The sequence below is a fragment of the Burkholderia sp. HI2714 genome, from assembly GCF_002223085.1.
Taxonomy (GTDB): Bacteria; Pseudomonadota; Gammaproteobacteria; order Burkholderiales; family Burkholderiaceae; genus Burkholderia; species Burkholderia lata_D.
Window position 1 is genome coordinate 42,443 of sequence record NZ_NKFM01000042.1, and the last position, 22,730, is coordinate 65,172.

Annotated in this window: 24 protein-coding genes and 1 pseudogene; 16 read left to right on the top strand and 9 right to left on the bottom strand. The window is 67.5% G+C overall.

Annotated features, from left to right (window positions below):
- Positions 1-338: 338 nt before the first annotated feature.
- Complete coding sequence (locus CFB82_RS42390) at positions 339-530, bottom strand: hypothetical protein (protein WP_143750957.1); 192 nt, start codon at positions 528-530, stop codon at positions 339-341.
- Positions 531-796: 266 nt separating this feature from the next.
- On the opposite strand from CFB82_RS42390, the gene CFB82_RS22695 reads away from it, so the two are divergent.
- From CFB82_RS22695 to CFB82_RS22725, 7 genes are all read left to right on the top strand, one after another.
- The gene (locus CFB82_RS22695) at positions 797-1,120 is read left to right on the top strand and encodes a hypothetical protein (protein ID WP_069252115.1); all 324 of its coding nucleotides are present in this window, start codon (positions 797-799) and stop codon (positions 1,118-1,120) included.
- 111 nt (positions 1,121-1,231) lie between these two features.
- Positions 1,232-1,822, top strand: a complete 591-nt coding sequence (locus tag CFB82_RS22700; protein ID WP_089485363.1) for a hypothetical protein — start codon at positions 1,232-1,234, stop codon at positions 1,820-1,822.
- 73 nt (positions 1,823-1,895) lie between these two features.
- Complete coding sequence (locus CFB82_RS22705; protein WP_089485364.1) at positions 1,896-2,177, top strand: hypothetical protein; 282 nt, start codon at positions 1,896-1,898, stop codon at positions 2,175-2,177.
- 44 nt (positions 2,178-2,221) lie between these two features.
- The gene (locus CFB82_RS22710) at positions 2,222-4,057 is read left to right on the top strand and encodes a chemotaxis protein CheA (protein ID WP_089485365.1); all 1,836 of its coding nucleotides are present in this window, start codon (positions 2,222-2,224) and stop codon (positions 4,055-4,057) included.
- A gap of 156 nt (positions 4,058-4,213) precedes the next feature.
- On the top strand, positions 4,214-4,798 hold the full coding sequence (locus tag CFB82_RS22715; RefSeq protein WP_089485366.1) for a hypothetical protein: 585 nt from the start codon (positions 4,214-4,216) through the stop codon (positions 4,796-4,798).
- A gap of 111 nt (positions 4,799-4,909) precedes the next feature.
- Positions 4,910-6,331: a sigma-54 dependent transcriptional regulator gene (locus CFB82_RS22720; protein WP_089485367.1), complete on the top strand. Its 1,422-nt coding sequence runs from the start codon at positions 4,910-4,912 to the stop codon at positions 6,329-6,331.
- Between the two features lie 133 nt (positions 6,332-6,464).
- A complete protein-coding gene (locus CFB82_RS22725; protein ID WP_089485368.1) occupies positions 6,465-6,971 on the top strand; it encodes a hypothetical protein in 507 nt (168 codons plus the stop codon).
- A 27-nt stretch (positions 6,972-6,998) separates the two neighbouring features.
- Here the strand turns inward: CFB82_RS22725 and CFB82_RS22730 are convergent, their stop codons facing one another.
- Positions 6,999-7,493, bottom strand: coding sequence for a hypothetical protein (locus tag CFB82_RS22730; protein ID WP_069252109.1), 495 nt, complete (start codon positions 7,491-7,493; stop codon positions 6,999-7,001).
- 387 nt (positions 7,494-7,880) lie between these two features.
- Between CFB82_RS22730 and CFB82_RS22735 the strand changes: the two genes are divergently transcribed.
- Complete coding sequence (locus tag CFB82_RS22735) at positions 7,881-8,558, top strand: response regulator transcription factor (RefSeq protein ID WP_089485369.1); 678 nt, start codon at positions 7,881-7,883, stop codon at positions 8,556-8,558.
- A 25-nt stretch (positions 8,559-8,583) separates the two neighbouring features.
- Here CFB82_RS22735 and CFB82_RS22740 read toward each other — a convergent pair whose 3' ends face one another.
- Complete coding sequence (locus tag CFB82_RS22740; protein WP_089485370.1) at positions 8,584-10,137, bottom strand: methyl-accepting chemotaxis protein; 1,554 nt, start codon at positions 10,135-10,137, stop codon at positions 8,584-8,586.
- 258 nt (positions 10,138-10,395) lie between these two features.
- Between CFB82_RS22740 and panE the strand changes: the two genes are divergently transcribed.
- The 8 genes from panE (at position 10,396) to CFB82_RS22780 (ending at position 19,652) form a co-directional block, all read left to right on the top strand.
- The gene (panE, locus tag CFB82_RS22745) at positions 10,396-11,343 is read left to right on the top strand and encodes a 2-dehydropantoate 2-reductase (protein WP_089485371.1); all 948 of its coding nucleotides are present in this window, start codon (positions 10,396-10,398) and stop codon (positions 11,341-11,343) included.
- Positions 11,344-11,576: 233 nt separating this feature from the next.
- Entirely contained in the window at positions 11,577-12,536 is a 960-nt protein-coding gene (locus tag CFB82_RS22750) for an AraC family transcriptional regulator (RefSeq protein ID WP_089448098.1), read from the top strand.
- A 121-nt stretch (positions 12,537-12,657) separates the two neighbouring features.
- On the top strand, positions 12,658-13,602 hold the full coding sequence (locus CFB82_RS22755) for a substrate-binding domain-containing protein (RefSeq protein ID WP_069252104.1): 945 nt from the start codon (positions 12,658-12,660) through the stop codon (positions 13,600-13,602).
- A 62-nt stretch (positions 13,603-13,664) separates the two neighbouring features.
- Positions 13,665-15,185: a sugar ABC transporter ATP-binding protein gene (locus CFB82_RS22760; protein ID WP_089485379.1), complete on the top strand. Its 1,521-nt coding sequence runs from the start codon at positions 13,665-13,667 to the stop codon at positions 15,183-15,185.
- Complete coding sequence (locus CFB82_RS22765; protein WP_089485372.1) at positions 15,172-16,185, top strand: ABC transporter permease; 1,014 nt, start codon at positions 15,172-15,174, stop codon at positions 16,183-16,185. Before CFB82_RS22760 ends, CFB82_RS22765 begins: the two co-directional genes overlap by 14 nt.
- Before the next feature lie 46 nt (positions 16,186-16,231).
- A complete protein-coding gene (locus tag CFB82_RS22770) occupies positions 16,232-17,320 on the top strand; it encodes an alcohol dehydrogenase catalytic domain-containing protein (protein WP_089485373.1) in 1,089 nt (362 codons plus the stop codon).
- Between the two features lie 29 nt (positions 17,321-17,349).
- Complete coding sequence (locus tag CFB82_RS22775; RefSeq protein WP_089485374.1) at positions 17,350-18,897, top strand: FGGY-family carbohydrate kinase; 1,548 nt, start codon at positions 17,350-17,352, stop codon at positions 18,895-18,897.
- Positions 18,894-19,652 carry an SDR family oxidoreductase gene (locus CFB82_RS22780; RefSeq protein WP_089485375.1) on the top strand — a complete coding sequence of 253 codons (759 nt, stop codon included), beginning with the start codon at positions 18,894-18,896 and terminating at the stop codon, positions 19,650-19,652. Before CFB82_RS22775 ends, CFB82_RS22780 begins: the two co-directional genes overlap by 4 nt.
- Positions 19,653-19,720: 68 nt before the next feature.
- On the opposite strand, the gene CFB82_RS43340 is transcribed toward CFB82_RS22780, so the two are convergent.
- The 6 genes and pseudogenes from CFB82_RS43340 to CFB82_RS22805 all read right to left on the bottom strand — a co-directional run.
- Positions 19,721-19,867, bottom strand: a complete 147-nt coding sequence (locus CFB82_RS43340; RefSeq protein WP_174943407.1) for a hypothetical protein — start codon at positions 19,865-19,867, stop codon at positions 19,721-19,723.
- 208 nt (positions 19,868-20,075) lie between these two features.
- Positions 20,076-20,660: a nucleotidyltransferase family protein gene (locus CFB82_RS22785; protein ID WP_089485376.1), complete on the bottom strand. Its 585-nt coding sequence runs from the start codon at positions 20,658-20,660 to the stop codon at positions 20,076-20,078.
- Positions 20,661-20,763: 103 nt separating this feature from the next.
- Positions 20,764-21,444: a M15 family metallopeptidase gene (locus tag CFB82_RS22790; RefSeq protein WP_235986488.1), complete on the bottom strand. Its 681-nt coding sequence runs from the start codon at positions 21,442-21,444 to the stop codon at positions 20,764-20,766.
- A 160-nt stretch (positions 21,445-21,604) separates the two neighbouring features.
- On the bottom strand, positions 21,605-22,000 hold the full coding sequence (locus CFB82_RS22795) for a type II toxin-antitoxin system VapC family toxin (RefSeq protein WP_089448450.1): 396 nt from the start codon (positions 21,998-22,000) through the stop codon (positions 21,605-21,607).
- Positions 21,997-22,236 carry a type II toxin-antitoxin system Phd/YefM family antitoxin gene (locus tag CFB82_RS22800; RefSeq protein ID WP_011659184.1) on the bottom strand — a complete coding sequence of 80 codons (240 nt, stop codon included), beginning with the start codon at positions 22,234-22,236 and terminating at the stop codon, positions 21,997-21,999. Before CFB82_RS22800 ends, CFB82_RS22795 begins: the two co-directional genes overlap by 4 nt.
- A gap of 96 nt (positions 22,237-22,332) precedes the next feature.
- Positions 22,333-22,602: pseudogene (locus tag CFB82_RS22805) on the bottom strand (PKHD-type hydroxylase); the annotation flags it as partial.
- Positions 22,603-22,730: the final 128 nt, after the last annotated feature.

A 22,730-nucleotide genomic window follows, 5' to 3' on the forward strand; every position in this document is an offset into this window, starting at 1 on the left:
CTTTGCCCATCAGTGGGGTAGTCGGAAAGGCCGGGGAGACGCTCGCGACGCTGTGCCAGCTTCGCGGGTCGTGCTGTCCCGGTTTCTTGCCCGCCGCGCGCTCCGCGTGCTGGCGCGGTTGTCGCGGTTGTCGCGCCGCACGGCGGTCGGGCGACAGCGGTACGCGCTCTCATTCAGTTCACCCGGATGGATCAGGCTGTTCGTGCCGGACAGCGTGATGCCGATTCGTCCTCGGCCATGCAGGGTCGCTTCGATCGCGCCGGGCCCACGCCGGCGCCGGCCGGATTAGATCGAGCGCCTGTCGACCGGATTATCCGGAAGACGCTATCTTCGATAGCTCAGGGAGAAGACACGCCACCTGGCTGCCATGCAGGCCCGTTGTCGCCCGCGTAAAAGGTGTATTTTAAGCGGCGCTGCATTTTGCGGTGGTTAATGTATTCGCGAATTTTCGATTCCGGAAATTGGATGCCGATTGATGGCATGCCGTCCGGCGGGGTATCGAATATCGCAAGCCGGAAAGATGTGCGCATCGTTCCGGTCTATCAAGCAATGGTGTTTTCGGTTCAAGGTCAATGTTCATAAAAATAATAGAAAACACCTACCAAAAAAATTTGGATAACCAAAAATCTCGAAGCTAAGCTTCGTCTGGCCAAATTCGCAAAAAAACGTGATTGAAAAGGCAATAACTTTTTATTGATTGAATAGTGATCGTTATTTTTAGGATTGCTAAAATCAGGGAGGTTGATGGCGTGCGATCTTCCTGATTCACTCCGTCCACGCCGTTTTGGAGTCGACCATGAAGAAGCTTCTGATTGCAGCAGCAGTTCTGGCGGTTTCGGGTGCAGCGTTCGCCGGCAGCGGCACGGTGTCGAGCAGCAATTCGACGAGCGGTGGCCAGACGATGGCAGGGGTCGCCGGGTTCGGCCACTTCACCGCAACCGATTCCGGCTCGGCACTCGGCGCAGCCGGCGCAACGGCTGGTGGCGGCAGCAGCGGTTCGATCTCGTACACGAACCACACGCAAACGTCGTCGGTCGGCGGCTTCGGCTTCGGCGGCGCACAGGCAGGCGGCACCAGCGGTGCGAACGCCGGCTCGATCGGCTGGACGTATCACCACTAAGCCTCGGCGCGTAGCGTTCGTCATTGGCTGGCGGTGCGGATGCCGGGCCTTGCCCCGTGCGGGCAGGCCCGGCTCCGCCACCGTCGAACTTTCTCACAGCAAGGAATTGCTATGAAAGCCAAAGTCTTTTTAGCGACAGCGCTCACCGTCATTTCGTCCGCTGCGTTGGCAGCCGGATCGTCCACGACCAACCAGACGCAATCCGTTGCGGCGGGTGTTTCCGGTTCGGTGCTGGTCGGCTCCGGCAGCTATACCAGCAATTCGACTTCGACGGCCGGCGCGAATGCAGGCAGTACCGTGACACCCGCCGGTTCCGCCGGCACGGCGTCCGCGTATCACAACTCGACTTCGACAGCCAGCGGTTCGGGCACGAACGGAGGCGCGTTCGCGGCAGGCGGCGGTATCGGTGCCGCTGGATCGTTTGCTGGAAACAGCAAAACGAACGAGAACGCGAATGCGCTGTCGGGAGGGGTGACCGCCACGATCGTACTCGGCGCGAACCACTACACGGCTACGGGCGCGAACGACAACGGCAATGCCAATGCGGGTGCCGTGGGGCTGACGGGCAGTGGCGGGTCGGGCGCGATCGCGGGCTCGAATCACTACAACTCGTCGACCGTGTGGAGTACCGGTCCGGCCGGTTCGCCGTCCGCATCGGGCGGAAGCCAGGGCGACTCGAGCGCAACCGGCAGCAGTCATTAGTCAGGGGTGGGGGGGACCAGTTTCCCTGCGACGCTGGTCTCTTTTCCACATTGTTGTCACGTAAGGAGTTGGCATGAAGCAGAACCTGATTGCCGCCGCTCTGATGCTCGCGTCTCTGACGGCGTATGGCGCTGACCGTATTGCCGACGACGTGCAATCGAATATGCAGACGTCAAACAACTCTGACCAGACAACCAAACCGTCAGAACAACAAACGCTTTCGTCGGGCAGCGCCATCGGCGGACCGGACACCCAGCAGTGGCAGGGCATGTCGGCCGGCTCGTGGTCCCAGCTGGGCAGCGGCTGGAAGCAGTTCGGGGAAGCAGCGAAAACTGAAGGCATTCAGGGGAATTAGTACGGTTGCCTGGGTGGGAGGTCAAACCTCGTCCGGAGAGTGAAATGAACAGCAACAGGATCAAGGTGGCATGTGCGGCGATGTTCGCGATGACCACGATCGGGGCTCACGCGCAAACCGCGGACTCAAGTTCGAGCTCGCAGTCGTCGAGCGGCTCGACTGCGATCAGCCAGGGCGGCGGTTCGAGCATGAACACGAACACCACGAGTTCGCGCGGCGGCAACGCCACCAGCAGCAGCGGGGTGCGCGGCAGCGGCAATTCGAGCGTGAACGTCAACGTGACGATGCCGTCCGGCACGGCCGGCGGCAACGTGACGCCGCAGAGCGTGAACTCGCTGCAGTCGTCCGGCGCGCCCGGCACCAACCCGTACAACACCCAGACGTCGGAAAACGTCAACTACTCCGGAACGCAGACGATCAAGACGAACCCCTCGATCCAGGCGCCGGGCCTCACGACCACGCTGTCCGACACCTGCATGGGATCGGTGAGCGTCGGTGTGTCGTTCCCGGGGTTCGGTGCGACGGGCGGCACGACGCTGGTCGACCAGGCCTGCGTCCGCCGACTCGATGCGCGTGAATTCCGTGCGATGGGCCTGACCGACGTGGCACTCGCGCTGCTCTGCCAGAGCGACGCGAACCGGCGTGCGGTCGAAGCGACCGGGCACCTGTGCCCGGGCACGACTGCGCCGCTCGCCCGTTCGAACGTGGCGCCGAGCGTGGAAGCGACGGTCGCCGACGACGTGAAGTATCGCGATCCGATCGTGCGCGACCGCATGGGCTTGCCGCCGCTCGGCGCTGCCGCGCCGGCACCGGCGCAGCCCCGTCCGGTGGCGACGACTTCGGTGCAGGCCGCACCCGTGTCGGTTCCGGTGCCCGTGCCGTCGATGGCGCCGGTTGCCGCTGCGCCGGCCGTTGCAGCGCCTGCTGTTGCCGCCGCACCGAAAGTGGCAGCGCCTGCTGTTGCGGCCGCCGCACCGGCAGTGGCGACGCCTGCTGTTGCTACCGCCGCCCCGGCCGCTGCAGCACCTGCCGTCGCAGCCGCGGTGCCCGCTGTCGCCGCCGCACCCGCAGCGTCGGTCGCCCCGGCGGCTGCGATTGCTGCCGTGCCGGCTGCCGCCGTGATCGCCGCAGCGGCAGTCGCGGACAAGGCATCGCAAGCGCCTGCCACACAGGTCGCCGACACGAAGGCATCGGAGCCCGTGCAGCCGGTCGCCGACAAGGCACCGGAACCCGCACCGGTGGTCGCCGACAAGGCACCGGAACCCGCACCGGTGGTCGCCGACAAGACACCGGAACCCGCACCGGCGGTCGCCGACAAGGCACCGGAACCCGTACCGGCAGTCGCCGACAAGGCACCGGAACCCGTACTGGCAGTCGCCGACAAGGCACCGGAACCCGCACCGGTGGTTGCCGACAAGGCACCGGAACCCGCACCGGCGGTCGCCGACAAGGCCCCCGAGCCCGTGCAGCCCGTCGCCGACAAGGCACCGGAGCCGATGCCGGCCGCGAGCGACAACGCAGCGCAGGTCGCTGCCGCGCCGGCTGCGGACACGACGCCGGCCGCTGCCGTCGTCGCGGCGCCTGCAGCCGAAGCCGCGATGCCCGCTCCGGCAGCCGATGCGAAGGCCGCCGAGCCGGCGCCGGTCGCCGCGGAAGCACCCGCACCGGAAGCCGCGCAGCCTGCCGTAGCCGCGGCGCCTGCCGACCTGCCGACTGCCGACGCGAAGGTGCCGGAAGCAGCGGCTGCGCAGCCCGCCGACATGCCGGCGTTGTCCGATCCGGCGCAAGCATTGCCGCCGGCTTCGGTCGACCAGCAGGCCGCCCCGGCTGCACCGGTCGTGCCGGCTCCGGCGGTCATCTCGACGAGCACGTCGTCGTAAGCACGCGGGTCGGTTTCCCGTGTGACCGGAACACCGGCCGCACGGGAGACGTTCGAACCCGATGCCCGGCGGTCGTTTCCTGTTTGACGGGTGTTGGTCCCATCCCCGAGGTCAACACCTCTTTTTGCCTGACGAGGATGCAAGGAGGCCTCAATCATGAGGATCTTTTTGGTCGCTCTATTGTTGTACAGCGCACAAGCCGCGGCGCAGTCGGTATTTCAGAACCCGGCGGTCTTCGTGATCCTGGGCGAGCAGACCGCCGCGAACGCCGTGAGCGTCCAGCAGGCGCTGTCGACGCTCGGTCGCGCCGACAACACGGCATGCGCGCCGATGATGATGATCGGCGATCCGCAGATGATCTACATGATGCCGGAGGAAGGTCACGCCCCGTCGTGGCAATCGCCGGTGTACGGCCGTGGCGCGCCGTTCGAAGCGCAGAAGGGGCCGACATCGACCGGCAAGACGATCGGCGCGATGCAGCATGCCGAGGACATGCAGACGCAGCCATGGAGCGACGGCAGCGCGATCACGCAGAAGATCGCCGGCGAGTCGAACGTGACGGCGGCGGATCGGGTGAGCGGGTGGCAGCGCAACGGGCTCGGCTCGATCGAGACGGCCCCTGCGACGGAGGTGACAGTGAACGGCAAGACCTACCGCGCCTATCGTGACGACCTCAACCGCTCCGCGAAGCCGGTCGTCGAGCCGCAGATCTACACGCAGCGTGTCGTGTTCTGCCGATAACGAAACGTCAATCCGAGGACGGCCCGGCGCTGCGCCGCGGGACCACGATGTCCCGCTCCGCGCGATCCGGCAACGGCCGTTTCGACAACCCATCCAAGCGACGAGGCCATCGTGAACTATTGCTGCCAGATCAGGGTGTCGGGCCCGCAGGATCTCGAACGCGATGCGGGACCGGCGCCGTTCGTTGCCGTCCGGCGCAACCATGTCGTGCCGCCGCGGCCACTCGTCTACCTGTCGCGGCAGCACGATGCCGCGCTCGTCGACTGCCTTGCGTCACGCGGCTGGGACGTATGGCGCGCGAAAACCGTTGCGGACGCACTGAATCTCGTCAGGGTGAACCGCCCGCATGCGGGGATCGTCGATTTCGGCAGCTTCGCGTCGCTCGACCTCACGTCGTTCGAGACGCTGCTGCGCGATCCGCGCGTCGGCTGGGTCGCGCTCGCCGACCCTGAGCGGCTGCGGGATCTCACCATCACGCGCCTGATTCGCCGCTGCTGCTTCGACTACGTGCGCAATGCGAACGCCTATACGACGATCGGCTATCTGGTCGGCCATGCATACGGGATGCTGAAGCTCGCGGACGTCAGCCCGGACGCCGATGCGGCGCCCCCCGGCGGCACGATGATCGGCTCGTGCGACGCAATGCGCCGGCTGTTCGCGACGATCCGCAAGGTCGCGAACACGGACGCCACCGTCTTCGTCGCCGGCGAATCCGGCACCGGCAAGGAGCTGACGGCAGCGGCAATCCACCAGCAGTCGTTGCGCGCCGACGCGCCCTTCGTCGCCGTGAACTGCGCGGCCATTCCGCCGACGCTGCTGCAGGCCGAACTGTTCGGCCACGAGCGCGGCGCGTTCACCGGCGCGCACCAGCGCAAGACCGGCCGGATCGAGGCCGCGCACGGCGGCACGCTGTTTCTCGACGAAATCGGCGACATGCCGTTCGAGAGCCAGGCGAGCCTGCTGCGCTTCCTTCAGGAAGGCACGATCGAGCGGCTCGGCGGGCACGCGTCGATTCCGGTGGACGTGCGGATCGTGTCGGCGACCCACGTCGATCTCGAGGCCGCGATGCAGGCGGGGCGGTTCCGTGCCGACCTGTACTACCGCCTGTGCGTGCTGCGCATCGACGAGCCGCCGCTGCGCGTGCGCGGCCGCGACATCATGCTGCTCGCCGACTACGTGCTGCAGCGCTATCGCGGCGACAGTTTGCAGCGGATTCGCGGCTTCATGCCGTGCGCGATCGAAGCGATCCACAACTACCCATGGCCCGGCAACGTGCGCGAGCTGATCAACCGGATCCGGTTCGCGGTCGTGATGACGAACGGCCCGATGATCTCGGCGTCGGATCTCGAACTGCACCCGTACACGTCGCGGCGGCCGCCGACGCTCGCGCAAGCGCGCCGGCAGGCCGAGCGGCACGCGATCGAGGAAACGCTGATGCGCCACCGCCACCAGCATGCGGATGTGGCGGCCGCGCTGGGCATCTCGCGCGCGACGCTGTATCGGCTGATGACCGCGCACGGGCTGCACAGCTGACGCGCTGCGGCAAACCGCCGCTCAAGACCGCGCGATGTCGGCCGTTAAGACAGGAAACGGCCCGTCCGGACCGCCGGTGCAGCCATGCTGCGCGCGGCCGGCACGCGGCGCATCACGCTTATCCGAGGTTACCGTGGCAGAGTGCAGTCACTGCGGCAGGACGTTCCTGGTCGGCGGGCGGTCGATCGACGGCCGCCGCTATTGCCGTGCGGCGTGCGCGCAAGCGCATCCGATCGTCGTCGAGGCGGAGCGGGTGCCCGACGCGAAAGTCTGGGAGTACGTGCACGACTGGCGTTACGGGCCGTGCCCGATCTGCGGTCGCGACGACCAGCCGGTGGATGTCCATGCGTCGCATCGCGTCGTGTCGCTGCTGTTCGTCACGCGCTGGGCGACGCGACGCCATGTGTGCTGCCGGCGTTGCGGCCGCAGGAAGCAGGCGGTCGCGCTGCTGGCTTCGGCCGCGTTCGGCTGGTGGGGGTTGCCGTGGGGCCTCGTGCTGACGCCGATCCAGCTCGTGCGCAACGCGCTCGGGCTGGCCGCGCGCGACCCGGCGGTCGCGACGCGGCAGTTCGAACAGCTCGTGCGGCGCAAGCTGGCGGCGCGCCGGCTGCGGCGCGCACGGCAGGGCGCCGGCGCCTGAGCGCGCGGCCCGGCGCGCCGCGCGCGATCAGGCGGCCGGCCGCTCGAAGCCCGATGCGACCCAGCGCTCGGCGCTGGCCTTGTTGAGCTTGAATCCGGCCGACACCTTTGCTTCGGCCAGCAGCTCGCCATACGGATCGAATGCCTTGAGCTGCGCGTACGGCTCGAACTCGTCCGGCACGATGTCGAGCGTCACCGACACATCCTGGTCGTCCTCGCCCTGAACCGTCACTTCCTTGTGCAGCATCGCGCGCCGCTGCTGCTCGTGCCGCATCAGCACCTCGGTCGCGGTCTTCACGAGCGTGCGGAACGCGTTCGCGTCCATCGGCTTCGGGTTCTTCTTGTCGCGGCCCATGGTCCACGGCCCGACGAGCGCGGGTTCGGACTCGCCGTCCTTGATCATCTCGACGGCCCAGCCGTCGTCGTCTTCGTTCTTGATGATGCGGGCCGTCCAGCCGTTGTCGCGCCAGAGGCCGTCTTCGTGGATGGAGGTGTCGTCGGGTTGCAGGTCGGATTCGGTCATGGGGAAAGCGGGGGTACGGGCAACCGGCAAACGGGCGGCGGCGCGCGGCCGGCATCGGCGCGTCGCTCGCCGCCGGTGGCCCGGCGCGGGATGCAAAGGCGTCGATTTTACCTGCTGGCCGGTCGCTTGGCCCGCATCGACCGCCACGCTGGCCATTTGGCCGGTGTCCGCGGAGGCTGGCTCCGATGTGTCGGGCGTTCGAACCGGCGCAAATTTCAAACTCGTATTACGTCCCCGACGGTTGATCCCGATGCCGTCCGATATCCCGCCTGAGCACGCCTCCCTAGAATCGATGTTCGGGCTAAAAATAGCCTGAACGTTCTTTCAACGCCGAACCGGCCGTGCGCGTTCCGTGTCGCGCGGCCGACGAACCACCTGGAACTGCGCATGAGGAAATTCAATGTTCGCGTCGTTTTCGCGTACGACTGGCCGTTGACGCTGGCCGGCATCGAGCAGGTCGCGGGCAGCGGCTGTGCGATCGAGATCGTCGCGGTGTACCGGAGCGTGGCCGAACTGGTCGCGTCGCTCGGCGGTGTCGACTGCGATGTCGTGCTGGTCGACTATGCGGTCCGCGGAGACGAGCAGATGGACGGCCTTGCGCTGTTCGACTGGCTGCGACGCACGCGTCCGAACGTCGGGATCGTCGCGCTGGTCGCGAACGAGAATCCGCTGATCTTCGGGTCGATGCTCGCGATCGGCGGCGTGAGCGTCGTCAGCAAGTTCGACGAGGTCGGCCATATCGTCACGGCCATTCATTCGAGCTACAGCGGCGGGCGCTACCTGTCGCCGCTCGTCAGGCGCGCGGTCGATACAGTCGACGAGCGCGGCCAAGCGCTCGTGAAGCTGTCGGCGCGCGAGATCGAGGTCATTCGCCTGTACCTGTCGGGGGTGCCGATCAAGACGATCGCGCAGCGTCTGAGCAAGGGCAAGCAGACGGTCAGCGCGCAGAAGATCAGCGCGATGAAGAAGCTCGGCGTGAGCAACGACGTCGAGCTGATCCAGCGGGCGGCGGGGTTGGGGCTCGGCACCGGTCTGACCGCGTCACGGCCCGGCCGCGCCGCGTGAGCGCGCGTGCGCCGGGCGGCCGCCGTCAGGCCGGCAACGCAAACCGCGTCACCGCATCCCGCAGCGCCTCGGCCTGATCGCGCAACGAATGCGCGGCGGCGGCGGCTTCTTCGACGAGCGCCGCGTTCTGCTGCGTCACCTGGTCCATCTCGCCCACCGCGCGATTGACCTGCTCGATCCCGGCGCTCTGTTCGCGCGATGCATGGCTGATCTCGTCGAGGATCTCGTTCACGCGCCGTACCGACTGCACGATCTCGGCCATCGTCTCGCCCGCGTGCGTGACGAGCGCCGCGCCTTGCTCGACGGTCTCGTTCGACGACACGATCAGCGACTTGATCTCCTTCGCGGCCGTCGCCGAGCGTTGCGCGAGCGAGCGCACCTCGGCCGCGACCACCGCGAAGCCGCGTCCCTGTTCGCCGGCACGCGCCGCTTCGACGGCCGCATTCAGCGCGAGGATGTTGGTCTGGAACGCGATCCCGTCGATCACGCCGATGATGTCGCCGATCTTGTGCGAGCGGTCGGTGATCTCGTTCATCGTGCGTACGACGTCGTCGACCACCGCGCTGCCACGCGTCGCGACCTGCGCGGCCTGGTCGGCGAGCGACGCGGCCTGCGCGGCGCTGTCCGCGTTCTGCTTCACGTTCGCGGTCATCTGGTCCATGCTCGACGCGGTCTGGACGAGCGCGGCCGCCTGTTCCTCGGTGCGCTGCGACAGGTCGGTGTTGCCGGACGCGATCTCGCTCGCGCCGACGTTGATGTTCTCGGTGCCCATCCGCACGCGCGACACCATGTCGATCAACCCGGCCTGCATCGTGTGCAGCGCATGCAGCAGGCTGCCGCGATCGTCCTGCTTCACGGTGACGCGCGCGGTCAGGTCGCCCTGCGCGATGCGTTGCGCGGCGTCGAGCGCAACTTCCAGTTCGCCGCCGAGGTTCGCGCGCACGCTTTTCAGCACCAGCACCATCACGGCGGTCGCGATCCCGCCGAGCACGGCCGTCATCGCGAGCCAGCGGCCGACGCTTTCGAGCACCGCCGAGCGGACGTCGTTCATGTACATGCCGGTCACGAGATACCAGTCCCACGGCGCGAAGCGCTGCACCGCGCTGGTTTTGTCCTGCGGCTTGTCGGCGCCCGGCTTCGGCCACAGATACTCGACGAAGCCCTTGCCGCCTTCCAGGTTGCCGGCTTTCACGATCTCGACGAACAGGTGCTTGCCGTTCGGATCGGTGAAATTCGACACGTCCTTGCCGTTGAGCTCGGACTTGATCGGATGCATCACGATCACCGGCTTCGAGTCATTGATCGAGATGTAGCCGTCGGCGCCGGAGCGCATCGCGGCGATCGCCTCGATCGCCTTCTGCTTCGCTTCGGCTTCCGGCAGCGCGTTCTGCTGCGACAGCTTGTAGAAATGGTCGGTCACGCTCGCGGCCTGCGCGACCAGCGACGCGAGCTGTTCGCGGCGGTCCGTGATCATCGAGGCGCGCGTCTGCCATGCGCCGAGCCCGGCGATCACGAGCAGGCCGAGCCAGAGGATGACGATCATCGAGGCGAGTTTCTGATTCAGTGAAAGGTTGCGCATGGTGTGTGGTCGGTCAGTCGTGGAAGCTCCCCGGAACGGCGTGACGGGGTAAGTGTCTTGACGGCGTCCGGCGCCCGTTACCGTAGACGGGTTATCCCTATGAACCGGTACCGTGGACGCATGCCTCTCATGCCGACACGGGTATCTATGCATATGCATAACGGGTGTCGCTATACTCAGGGGCGATGGCGTGCGCGCCGCACGTCTGGCTCGGCGGCTCGGCGGCGCGGCGGCGAATGAAACCGAAAGGAGGCAACGATGCGAATTCTGGTGGTAGGGGCCGGCGCGGTCGGCGGGTATTTCGGCGGCCGGCTGGCCGCGGCGGGGCGCGACGTGACGTTCCTGGTGCGCGACGGCCGCGCGGCCGCGCTGGCGCGCGACGGGCTGCTGATCCGCAGCCCGCGCGGCGACCTGACGCTCGCGAACGTGCAAACCGTGCGCGCGGGCGATGCGGGTGCCGGCGTCGCGCCGTTCGACCTCGTGCTGCTGAGCTGCAAGGCGTACAGCCTCGACGATGCGATTCAGTCGTTCGCGCCGTTCGTCGGCCCGCGGACGCTGATCCTGCCGATGCTCAACGGGATGCGTCATCTCGACGTGCTGCGCGACCGGTTCGGCGCGGCGCCGGTGCTCGGCGGGCTGTGCGTGATCGCGGCGACGCTCGATCGCGAGCAGCGCATCGTGCACCTCAACGACACGCACGGGGTCACCTTCGGCGAACTCGCGGGCGGCGAATCGCCGCGCGTGCGCGCGGTGGCCGAGGTGCTCGGCGGCGCGGGGTTCGATGCGACGCTCAGCGACAACGTGGCCGCGCGGATGTGGGAAAAATGGGTGTTCCTCGCGACGCTCGCCGCGAGCACGTCGCTGTTCCGCGGCTCGGTGGGCGACATTCTTGCCGCGCCGGACGGCCGTCGCCTGCTGGAGACGATGCTCGGCGAATGCAGCGCGATTGCCGAGCACAACGGCCACCGGCCCGATCCGGCCGCCATCGAGCGGATGCAACGGATGGTGCTGACGCCGTCGCCGCTGACCGCGTCGATGCTGCGCGACATCGAGAACCATGCGCGCGTCGAAGCCGATCACGTGATCGGCGACCTGCTCGCGCGCCGCGACCCGCAGGCGGCCGATACGCTGTCGCTGCTGCGGATCGCGTACAACCACCTGAAGGCATACGAAGTGCGGACGGCGCGCGAGCACGCGGCCGCGTAAGCACCGGAGCGGGCGGCCGCCGGGCCGTTCCGCGCTGCACAAATTTGTCGTCCGGCACCCTGTGCGGCCGGAATGCGCAAAAAAGTATCGGAAATCAGGCGTAAAGTTGGTGGAGCCGCGCGCTCGATCGACCTACATTGCTTCCCATGCGACCGGTCGCGTCGCCGTGTGAAAGACGCGGCGCACGCGCGCCACGAACCGGCCAGCGAGACATGGGAATGGAGACGCCAACAATGATGCACCCCGATCTGGAAGTGGTCGACGTGCGACGCGACGAGTCGTTCAAGGTCTGGTCGCACGGCTATCCGTACCGCACGATCCGCTGGCACTTCCATCCCGAATTCGAACTGCACCTGATCGTCGCGACGCGCGGCAAGTATTTCGTCGGCGACCACATCGGCTCGTTCGGCCCCGGCCATCTCGTGCTGCTCGGCCCGAACCTGCCGCACAACTGGGTCAGTGACATGGCCGAAGGCGAAACCGTCGAGCGCCGCAATCTCGTGATCCAGTTCGACCCGGCGTTCGTGCGCCGTTGCATGGACGCGTTTCCCGAATGCCGCGACGCGCAGGCGCTGCTCGACGATGCGCGTCGCGGGGTCGGCTTCGACGCGGCGACCAGCGCCGCGATCGCGCCGCTGTTCGACGAACTGCTGGCCGCGCGCGGCATGCGCCGCATCGCGCTGTTCATGACGATCCTCGAGCGGCTTTGCGGGGCGGCCGAACGCACGCTGCTCGCGAGCCCCGCGTACGACCAGGCCGACGTCACGCCCACGCGGCTCAGCCATGCGCTGTCGTACATCGGCAAGAACCTCGCGTCCGAGCTGCGTGAAGCCGATCTCGCGCAACTGACCGGGCAGAGCGTCAGCGCGTTCTCGCGCGCGTTCCACCGCCAGACGGGCATGCCGTTCGTCCAGTACGTGAATCGTCTGCGGATCGAGGCCGCGTGCCAGATGTTGCTCGCCGACGACGCGAACATCACCGATATCTGCTTCCAGGCCGGCTTCAACAACGTGTCGAACTTCAACCGCCAGTTCCGCGCGGTGAAGGGGATGGCGCCGTCCGAATTCCGCGCGCTGCAGCGCCTGAATGCGCGCAGCCGCGAGCTCGCGCTGCATGCGGCGCCTACGGGCAATCCGCTGCCGCCGCGTGTCGTCACGGCCGGCTTCCCCGAGCGCGCACCGCAGCCCGGATGATCGCGGGGCCGCGGCCCGCCTGAACGTTCCACACCGTTTCACCCAGCGCAATCGCGTCGCCCACGTCGCGAGGGGCGCATTCACCCACGAAAAAGCTGCACACAATTCCGGAGACACCGTCATGACGCACGCATCGCCCGCTTCTTCCCCCCGTCGCGCCGCCCGCCTGGCGGCCGTTGCCGCGCTCGCCGTCGCGGCCTGGCTGCCCGCCGCCGCTGCGCAGGCCGCACCGCTGCGCATCGGCATGACGTTCCAGGAGCTGAACAACCCGTATTTCGTGACGATGCAGAAGGCATTGAACGACGCGGCCGCGTCGATCGGCGCGCAGGTCGTCGTCACCGACGCGCATCACGACGTCAGCAAGCAGGTGAGCGACGTCGAGGACATGCTGCAGAAGAAGATCGACATCCTGCTCGTGAACCCGACCGATTCGACCGGCATCCAGTCGGCGATCACGCAGGCGAAGAAGGCCGGCGCGGTGGTGGTGGCCGTCGATGCGAACGCGAACGGCCCGGTCGATTCGTTCGTCGGCTCGAAGAACTACGACGCGGGCGTGATGTCGTGCGATTACCTCGCGAAGGCGATCGGCGGCAGCGGCGAAGTCGCCATTCTCGACGGCATTCCGGTCGTGCCGATTCTCGAACGCGTGCGCGGCTGCAAGGCCGGGCTCGCGAAATACCCGAACGTGAAGCTGGTCGACACGCAGAACGGCAAGCAGGAGCGCGCGACCGCGCTGTCGGTCACGGAAAACATGATCTCCGCGCATCCGAACCTGAAGGGCATCTTCAGCGTGAACGACGGCGGCGCGATGGGCTCGCTTGCCGCGATCGAGAGCTCGGGCAAGGACATCAAGCTGACGAGCGTCGACGGTGCGCCCGAGGCGATCGCCGCGATCCAGAAGCCGAATTCGAAGTTCATCGAGACGACCGCGCAGTTCCCGGCCGACCAGGTGCGAATCGCGCTCGGCATCGCGATCGCGCGCAAGTGGGGCGCGACGGTGCCGAAGGCGATTCCCGTCGACGTGAAGGTGGTCGATCGCGGCAACGCGAAGGGCTTCAGCTGGTGAACGACGTGCGATGCGACGCGAAGGGCGGCGGCGCGGCCGGCGCCCTTCGCACGGAGAAGCCGATGGACACGATACTCAGGCTCAGCCACATCACGAAAAGCTTTCCGGGCGTGAAGGCGCTGTCCGACATTGATCTGGAGATTGCGCGCGGCGAGATTCACGCGCTGCTCGGCGAGAACGGCGCGGGCAAGTCGACGCTGATGAAGATCCTGTGCGGCATTCATCAGCCGGATACCGGCACGATCGAGATCGACGGCACCGCACGCCGTTTCGCGGACTATCACGACGCGGTCGCGGCGGGCGTCGGCATCGTGTTCCAGGAATTCAGCCTGATTCCGCACCTCGATGCCGTCGACAACCTGTTCCTCGGCCGCGAGCTGCGCAATCGCTGGGGCGCGCGCGACCGCAAGCGGATGCGTCACGCGGCGGCCGCGATCTTCGCGCGGCTCGGCGTGGCGATCGATCTCGATGCGCCGATCCGTGCGCTGTCGGTCGCGCAGCAACAGTTCGTCGAGATCGGCAAGGCGCTGTCGCTCGATGCGCGCATCCTGATCCTCGACGAACCGACCGCCACGCTCACGCCGGCCGAAGCCGAGCACCTGTTCGCGATCATGCGCGAACTGAAGCGGCAGGGCGTCGCGATGATCTTCATCTCGCATCACCTCGACGAGATTTTCGCGGTGTGCGACCGCATCACGGTGCTGCGCGACGGCCAGTACGTGGCGACGACCGACGTCGCGCGCACGGACGTCGAACAACTCGTGCGGATGATGGTCGGCCGCCGGATCGAAAGCAGCTTTCCGCCGAAGCCGGCGCGCGCGGCCGACGCGCCGCGGGTGCTGGAGGTCAACGAACTGCAGATCGAACGCGGCGGCCCGGTGAACCGCTTCACGCTGCATGCCGGCGAGATCCTCGGCTTCGCCGGGCTGGTCGGCTCGGGCCGCACGGAAACCGCGCTCGCGGTGATCGGCGCGACGCGTGCGCATCGCAAGGACGTGCGCGTGCGCGGCACGGCGGCGAAGCTCGCCGATCCGGCCGACGCGCTGCGCGCGGGCATCGGCATCCTGCCGGAAAGCCGCAAGACGGAAGGGCTCGTCACGTCGTTCTCGATCCGCGACAACATCTCGCTGAACAACCTCGGCAAGTACCGGTCGATGCGCTGGCTGATCGATCGCCGCGGCGAAGCACGTACCACGCACGACGTGATGCGGCGCGTCGGCGTGAAGGCACCGTCGATCCATACCGAGGTCGCGACGCTGTCCGGCGGCAACCAGCAGAAGGTCGTGATCGCGCGCTGGCTGAACCATCACACGTCGGTGCTGATCTTCGACGAGCCGACGCGCGGCATCGACGTCGGCGCGAAAGCGGAAATCTACGGGCTGATGCGCGAACTCACCGCGCGCGGCTACGCCATCATCATGATCTCGTCCGAATTGCCGGAAATCGTCGGCATGTGCGATCGCGTCGCCGTGTTCCGGCAGGGTCGCATCGAGGCGACGCTCGACGGCGACGAGATCGATCCCGACACGGTCATGACCTATGCCACGGCCGGCACGCGAGGAGCGACCCATGAACCTGCCTGATTCTTCTTCCACGCCTTCCACGCCGCTCGCGGCTACCGCCGGCAATGGCGACGCGCCGCCGCCAGGCGCGATGTGGGCGCAGCTGCGGCGCTCGACGCTGTTCTATCCGCTCGTCGGCCTGATCGTCGTGTGCATCGCGATGATGATCGCGAGCCCGAGCTTCCTGTCCGCCGCGAACCTCGAGAACGTGCTGCGCCAGGTATCGATCAACGCGATCATCGCGGTCGGCATGACCTGCGTGATCCTGACCGGCGGGATCGACCTGTCGGTCGGTTCGGTGATGGCGCTGTCGGGCACGCTCGCGGCCGGGCTGATGGTCGCGGGCGTGAACGCGGTTGCGGCGCTCGCGATCGGCATCGCGGTCGGCCTCGGGTTCGGCTTCCTGAACGGCGTGTTCGTCGCGTTCGCGGGGATGCCGCCGATCATCGTCACGCTCGCGACGATGGGTATCGCGCGCGGCCTGGCATTGATCTACACGGGCGGCTACCCGATCGACGGCTTGCCCGACTGGGTCGCGTTCTTCGGCAGCGGCAAGGTATTCGGCATCCAGGCGCCCGTGCTGATCATGCTGGTGGTCTATGCCGTCGCGTGGCTGCTGCTCGACCGGATGCCGTTCGGCCGCTACGTGTATGCGATCGGCGGCAACGAACAGGCGACGCGGCTCACCGGCGTGCGGGTCGCGCGCGTGAAGCTGATCGTCTACACGCTGGCCGGGCTCACGTCGGCGCTCGCCGCGATCGTGCTGACCGGGCGCCTGATGAGCGGCCAGCCGAACGCGGGCGTGGGCTTCGAGCTCGACGCGATCGCGGCCGTCGTGATGGGCGGCACGTCGATCTCCGGCGGGCGCGGCGCGATCCTCGGCACGCTGGTCGGTGCGCTGCTGCTCGGCGTGCTCAACAACGGGCTGAACATGATCGGCGTGAACCCGTATGTGCAGAATGTGATCAAGGGCGGAATCATCCTGCTCGCGATCTACATCAGCCGCGAACGGTCGCGGTAACGACCGATTCATCAGTCATCCAGATCATCAACGAAAGAGACAATCCATGACGACACCCGAAGCCCAGCCGCACATGACCGCGGTCGTCTGCCACGGCCCCGAGGACTACCGCGTCGAACAGGTCGCGAAGCCGCGCCCCGGCGCGAACGAGCTCGTGATCCGCATCGCCGCATGCGGGATCTGCGCGAGCGACTGCAAGTGCTACACCGGCGCGAAGATGTTCTGGGGCGGCCCGAGCCCGTGGGTGAAGGCGCCCGTGATTCCCGGCCACGAATTCTTCGGCCATGTCGAAGCGCTCGGCGACGGCGCGGCCGAGCATTTCGGCGTGGCGGTGGGCGACCGCGTGATCGCCGAGCAGATCGTGCCGTGCGGCAAGTGCCGCTATTGCAAGTCGGGCCAGTACTGGATGTGCGAAGTGCACAACATCTTCGGCTTCCAGCGCGAGGTGGCCGACGGCGGGATGGCCGAGTACATGCGCATTCCGCCGACCGCGATCGTCCACAAGATTCCGCTCGGCGTGTCGCTCGAGGATGCGGCGATCATCGAGCCGCTGTCGTGCGCGATCCATACGGTGAACCGCGGCGATGTCCAGCTCGACGATGTGGTCGTGATCGCGGGCGCGGGCCCGCTCGGGCTGATGATGACGCAGGTCGCGCACCTGAAGACGCCGAAGAAGCTCGTCGTGATCGACCTGATCGACGAGCGGCTCGAACTCGCGCGCGAGTACGGTGCGGACGTGACGATCAACCCGACGCGCGACGATGCACGCGAGATCGTCCGGTCGCTCACCGATGGCTACGGCTGCGACGTCTACATCGAGACGACCGGCGCGCCGGTCGGCGTGAGCCAGGGGCTCGACCTGATCCGCAAGCTGGGTCGCTTCGTCGAATTCAGCGTGTTCGGCGAGGATGCGACCGTCGACTGGTCGATCATCGGCGACCGCAAGGAGCTCGACGTGCGCGGCGCGCACCTGGGGCCATACTGTTACCCGATCGCGATCGACCTGCTCGCGCGCGGGCTCGTCACGTCGAAAGGCATCGTCACGCACGATTTCGCGCTCGAGGACTGGGACGACGCGATCCGCGTCGCGAAATCGCCCGAATCGATCAAGGTGCTGCTGAAGCCGGCCCGCTGACGGCCGGCGTGCGCGTCAACGGAGACATCATGGAATACGTCATAGGCGTCGATATCGGCACGCAGAGCACCAAGGCGCTGCTGGTCGACCGGCACGGCACGATCGTCGCGCGGCGCTCGGCCGGCTACCAGCCCGATACGCCGCGCCCCCTGTGGGCCGAGCAATGGCCGCAGGTGTGGTTCGATGCGGTGCTCGCGTGCATCGCGGGCTGCGTGAGCGATGCGCGCGCGCAGGGCGTGCCGGCCGATGCGATTCGCGCGGTGTGCGTGGGCAGCCTGTACGGCGGCTCAGGCATTCCGGTCGACATCGACATGCGGCCGCTCCATCCGTGCCTGATCTGGATGGACCGGCGTGCGACCGCGGAAGTCGACTGGGTCAACGCGAACGTGAACGTCGAGCGGCTGCGCGTGATCACGGGCAATGGCGTCGACAGCTACTACGGCTTCACGAAGATGCTGTGGCTGCGCGACCAGCGGCCGGACGTGTGGGCGAACGTGCGCTATTTCCTGCCGCCGAACGCGTACGTGATCTACCTGCTGACCGGCGAGGTCGCGGTCGATCACAGTTCGGCCGGCAATATTGGCGGCGTGTACGACGTCGCGCGCCGCGAGTGGTCCGACGATGCGCTCGACATGCTCGGCATTCCGGCGACGATGATGCCCGAGCGGCTCGTCGAATCGACCGACATCGTCGGCGGGCTGCTGTCGCAATGGACGGAGCAACTGGGGCTGCCGGCCGGCACGCCCGTCGTCGCGGGCGGCGTCGATGCGGCCGTCGCGACCTTCGCGGCCGGCGCGACGCGCGCGGGGCAGCATGTCGCGATGATCGGCACCAGCATGTGCTGGGGTTACGTGAGCCGGCACGTCGATGCGCGTCACGGGCTCGTCAGCATGCCGCACGTGTTCAACGGGCAGCGCGACCTGTACGTGTTCGGCGGCGCGATCACGGCCGGCGCGTCGGTCGCCTGGTTTCGCGACCAGTTCTGTCACGCGGAAATCGATGCGGCACGCCTGCTGCCGCACGGCGATCCGCACGTGTTGCTCGAGGAGGCGGCCGAAGGCGTGCCGCCGGGCGCCGACGGCGTGCTGTTCCTGCCGTACCTGATGGGCGAGCGCAGCCCCGTGTGGGACGCGAAGGCGAGCGGCGCGTTCGTCGGGCTGAGTCTCGCGCATACACGCGCGCACCTGTATCGCGCGGTGCTCGAAGGTGTCGCGTTCGCGTTGCGGCACAACATCGAGGCCGGGCGTCGCGGCGCGGTGGCGCTCGACGACCGGCTGATCGTCGTGGGCGGAGCCGCGCATTCGGCGCTGTGGATGCAGATCATCGCGGACGTGACGGGCTTCCCGGTGTGGACGATCGAGCAGGACGTCGAAGCCGCGATGGGGGCCGCCTTGCTCGCGGGCGTCGGGGCAGGGCTCGTGTCGCACGACGATGCGCAAGGCGGATGGGTCACGCTCGTCGAGCGCGCGCGGCCCGATGCCGACCGCGCGAAAGCGTATGCGGCGCGCTTTGCGCTGTACACGGCGCTGTATCCGGCGCTCAAACCGATCATGCACGGGTTGCACACGCCATCGTGAAGACACGATTCGATTTCGGCGGTTCGCGGGTGCTCGTCACGGGGGCGTCGAGCGGGATCGGGCGCGCGTGCGCGGTCGCGCTGGCGCAGGCGGGCGCGCTGGTCGTCGCGGCCGGGCGCGACGTGGCCGCGCTCGATGCGCTGGCCGGCGAGACCGCATGCGAGACGATGCGACTCGATGTCGGTGGCGACGAGCATGCGATCGACGCGGCGCTCGCCGCGCACGATGCGTTCGACGGCCTCGTGAATTGCGCGGGGATTGCGTCGCTCGAAGCGGCGCTCGAGGTGAGCGCCGCGCATTTCGATCGCGTGATGGCCGTCAATGCGCGCGGCGCGGCGCTCGTGGCTCGGGCCGTCGCACGGAAGATGATCGCGCGCGACGCGCGTGGCGCCGCGCAGGTGCGGGGCAGCATCGTCAACGTATCGAGCCAGGCCGCGCTCGTCGGCTTGCCCGCGCATCTGAGTTACTGCGCGTCGAAGGCGGCGATGGACGCGATCACGCGCGTGCTGTGCATCGAACTCGGGCCGCACGGCATTCGTGTGAACAGTGTGAACCCGACCGTCACGCTCACGCCGATGGCGCAGTTCGCGTGGAGCGAACCGGAAAAGCGGGCGCCGATGCTGGCCGCGATTCCGCTCGGGCGATTCGCGGAGCCGGACGAGGTCGTCGAACCGATCCTGTTCCTGCTCAGCGATGCGGCGTCGATGGTCAGCGGTGCGTCGCTGCCGATCGACGGCGGGTATACGGCGCGCTAGGCAGCGTCATGCGGCGATGGCGCATGCAGGAACCCGCGTGGCGAATGGGTGGCACGGTCGCCGCGCGGCTAGACCGGATCCTTGCTCGGCGGGCCGTCGGGTTGCTGCGGATTGTCGTGATGGTGGCCCGGCGATGGTGGCGATAACGGATCGTCTTCCGGGTCGCGGTTCGGGTCGGCCGGTGGCTCGGGCGTCGGGGTCGTGTGATCGCTCATGGAGAACTCGCTCAGTGCGTGACGGCGGTGGCGCGGCAGGAGCGCCTCGTCTCCGTTATAGCCAATCGGGCGTGCGTTTGCAGCGGGATTGTGGCGGCGGGCGGTCTGTCGTCGGCGCAAGCCGGGCACGGGCGGTGTTCGTGCAGGCACCGGCCGCGCGCGGCGCGGGCCAGGCGTCGCATCGCGAGCACGCTGCGCGCGATCTCGGTCAGCGCAAATCCGCGGGTGTATCGACGTCGCGCACGATGCCGGGATCTTCGACGTCGAGCAGCCTGACCGGCGCGCTGGCGAACAGCGCGCGGGCGCCCGTGTCGCCGTCGAGCGCGGCCAGCGCATCGTAATGGTGCGCGGCGAACCCGACCGGATGGCCGCGCACGCCGCGATGCGCGGGCGCGACGATCGACGCGTCATCGGCGTCGAGCGCGCGCGTGACGGTTTCGTAGGTGGACGCCGCGATCCACGGCATGTCGCCGAGCGCGACGAGCCAGCCGTTCGCGTCGGGCGTCGCACGCACGCCGGCCGCGAGGCTCGCACCCATGCCGCGCATGGCGTCGGGCGCATAGACGACGTGGCAGCCGGCTTCGTTCAGCAGCATCGCGAGTTTTTCGGCACCGGGACGCACGACGGCGATCACGTCGGCCGTGGCCGCCGCGAGATGGCGGGCGGCCGCGACCGCAACCGGCGTGCCGTCGGGAAGCAGCGCGAGCAGCTTGCTGTGCAGGCCGCTCGGGTCGAAGCGTTGACCGAGGCCGCCCGCGAGGAGGACGCCGGTGGCGAGTGACGCATAGGACATCGGCGCGGGGGAGAGTGATGCAGGTGCTGCGATTGTGCGGGAGCGGGCAGGGATCGACAAGTGAGGATGTTACCGAGGCGGGCCCGTTTCGTCGGAAAGAATGTCAGCACGCGGCTTCGTCGAGCATGTTTTCCTCGACGGGGCCGTAGATGGCGTGCGATTGATCGTGCATCACGGCCCAATAGCGGTCGCCGAACGACCAATGCCACCATTCCGACGGGTAATTGGTGAAGCCGGCGCTCGTCAGCGCGGTGATCAGCACCTGACGGTTGCGGGCGGCTGCGCGGCTGATGAACGGGTTGTGCGTGTAGCACGCGCCGGATGATTCGTGGTCGGTGGCGTTCATGATGCAGCCCATGTCGAGCTCGGTGCCATCCGCCGAGATCAGCGTCAGGTCGACGGCAGCGCCCGTTGGGTGCGCGGCGACTTCCGGCGGTGCGACGTAGTGGCTCGTCAGCGCGATCAGCGCGTCTTCGTCCGGCAGCGGATTCAGCGTGCGACGCAGATGCGCGAGGTGTGCGGAGAAGTAGTCGCGCTGCAGGGCCAGCGGGCGATAGCCTTCCTTGACGTACAGGCGCAGGTCGGCGGGCAGCGCATGCGCAGCGGCGATCAGCCGTTCGGCCACACCGCGGCGCACTTTCAGGAAATGCGGGCTTCTGCTTTCGATGTCGCGGCGGCCGATATCGACGGCAATGCGCGCATGGAAACCTGCGAGATCGACAAACGCTTCGGGCGACTCCAGTAGGGCGATCGACCGGACAACGGGATCGGAGAGCGAAATCACGATAGTGGACGAAGTGGCGCAATGACGGTTGCGGGCCACGTCCGGCTGTCAGCAGGACGCTCTGTTGCGCAAAGGCCGGGCGGTCGTGGTTGATTTGGTCAGACGAATCGCCAATATGCCAGAGTCCGGCGTCGCGGTTTGACCCGCGGGCGGGCGACGCTTACCAGAGCGTCTTGACGTGCGCGTAAGCGCGGATTTTTTCGTCGCGCGTGACAAGCGGCGCGCCGAGCCGCCGTGCGGTTGCGACGATCATGCGGTCGGCCGGATCCTTGTGGAACGCGCCGGGCAGGTCAGTGGATTTCGCGGCGATGTCGGCATCGACGGGCACGAAGCGCATGCCGTCGATCTGCGCGACGGTCGCCAGCCACGCGTCGACATCCATCGTCAGCGCGAGGCGGTCGTTGCGCACCAGCATGGCAATCTCCCACGCGGAGATCGCTGATGCGGCGAGCGCGCCTTCACTCCGAGCGCGATCGATCGCGCTTCTCGCTTTCTTGCTGAGTGACGGATCGCCCGCCACCCACCACACCAACGCATGTGTATCCAGCACGATCACCGCGACGCCTCCCAATCATCTTCCGCAATCGGATCGAGAGGATTGTCGTAGCGCATGACCGAGCCGCGCAATATGTCCAACGGCTGAGCCTCGCGTGCGTGATACGGCCGGATTTCGAGTGTCGGCTTGCCGTGATCGGTGACGATCAGGCTTTCGCCCGACGCCTCGACGAGCCGGAAGTATTCGAGTGCGCGGGCCTTGAACTCGGATTTCGAAACGGGAGCGTGCGGCATCATGATATGAGCATAGTCATTTGACGATGGTCATTTTAGTCATGGATTCCGGCGTGACGCAAGCGCAGGGGCACGGCCTGGCGGTGCTACCGGTTCCCGCTACGCATCGGCCCACTTCCTCAACAGGTTGTGATAAATCCCCGTCAGCGAAATGACCATCGGATCCTTCGCGCCTTTCTCGGCGGACAGCGCCTGAATCTGCGTATCGAGCTGGAACAGCAGCGTGCGGTCGCCGTCGTCGCGCACCATGCTCTGGATCCAGAAGAACGACGCGACACGCTCGCCGCGCGTCACGGGCGTCACGTGATGCAGGCTCGACGCCGGATACAGCACGAGGTCGCCCGCCGGCAGCTTCGCGCGATGGGTGCCGCAGGGCTTCCGCATGAAGGCCCTTGTCAGGCAAGGCCCAGAACGGACTCGCGCATAGCGGTGTCCCATGCGGCGAGGTTGCGAATGTTTTTCAGGCTGACCTTTTTGGGCTGCTGCTGTTGTGCCAT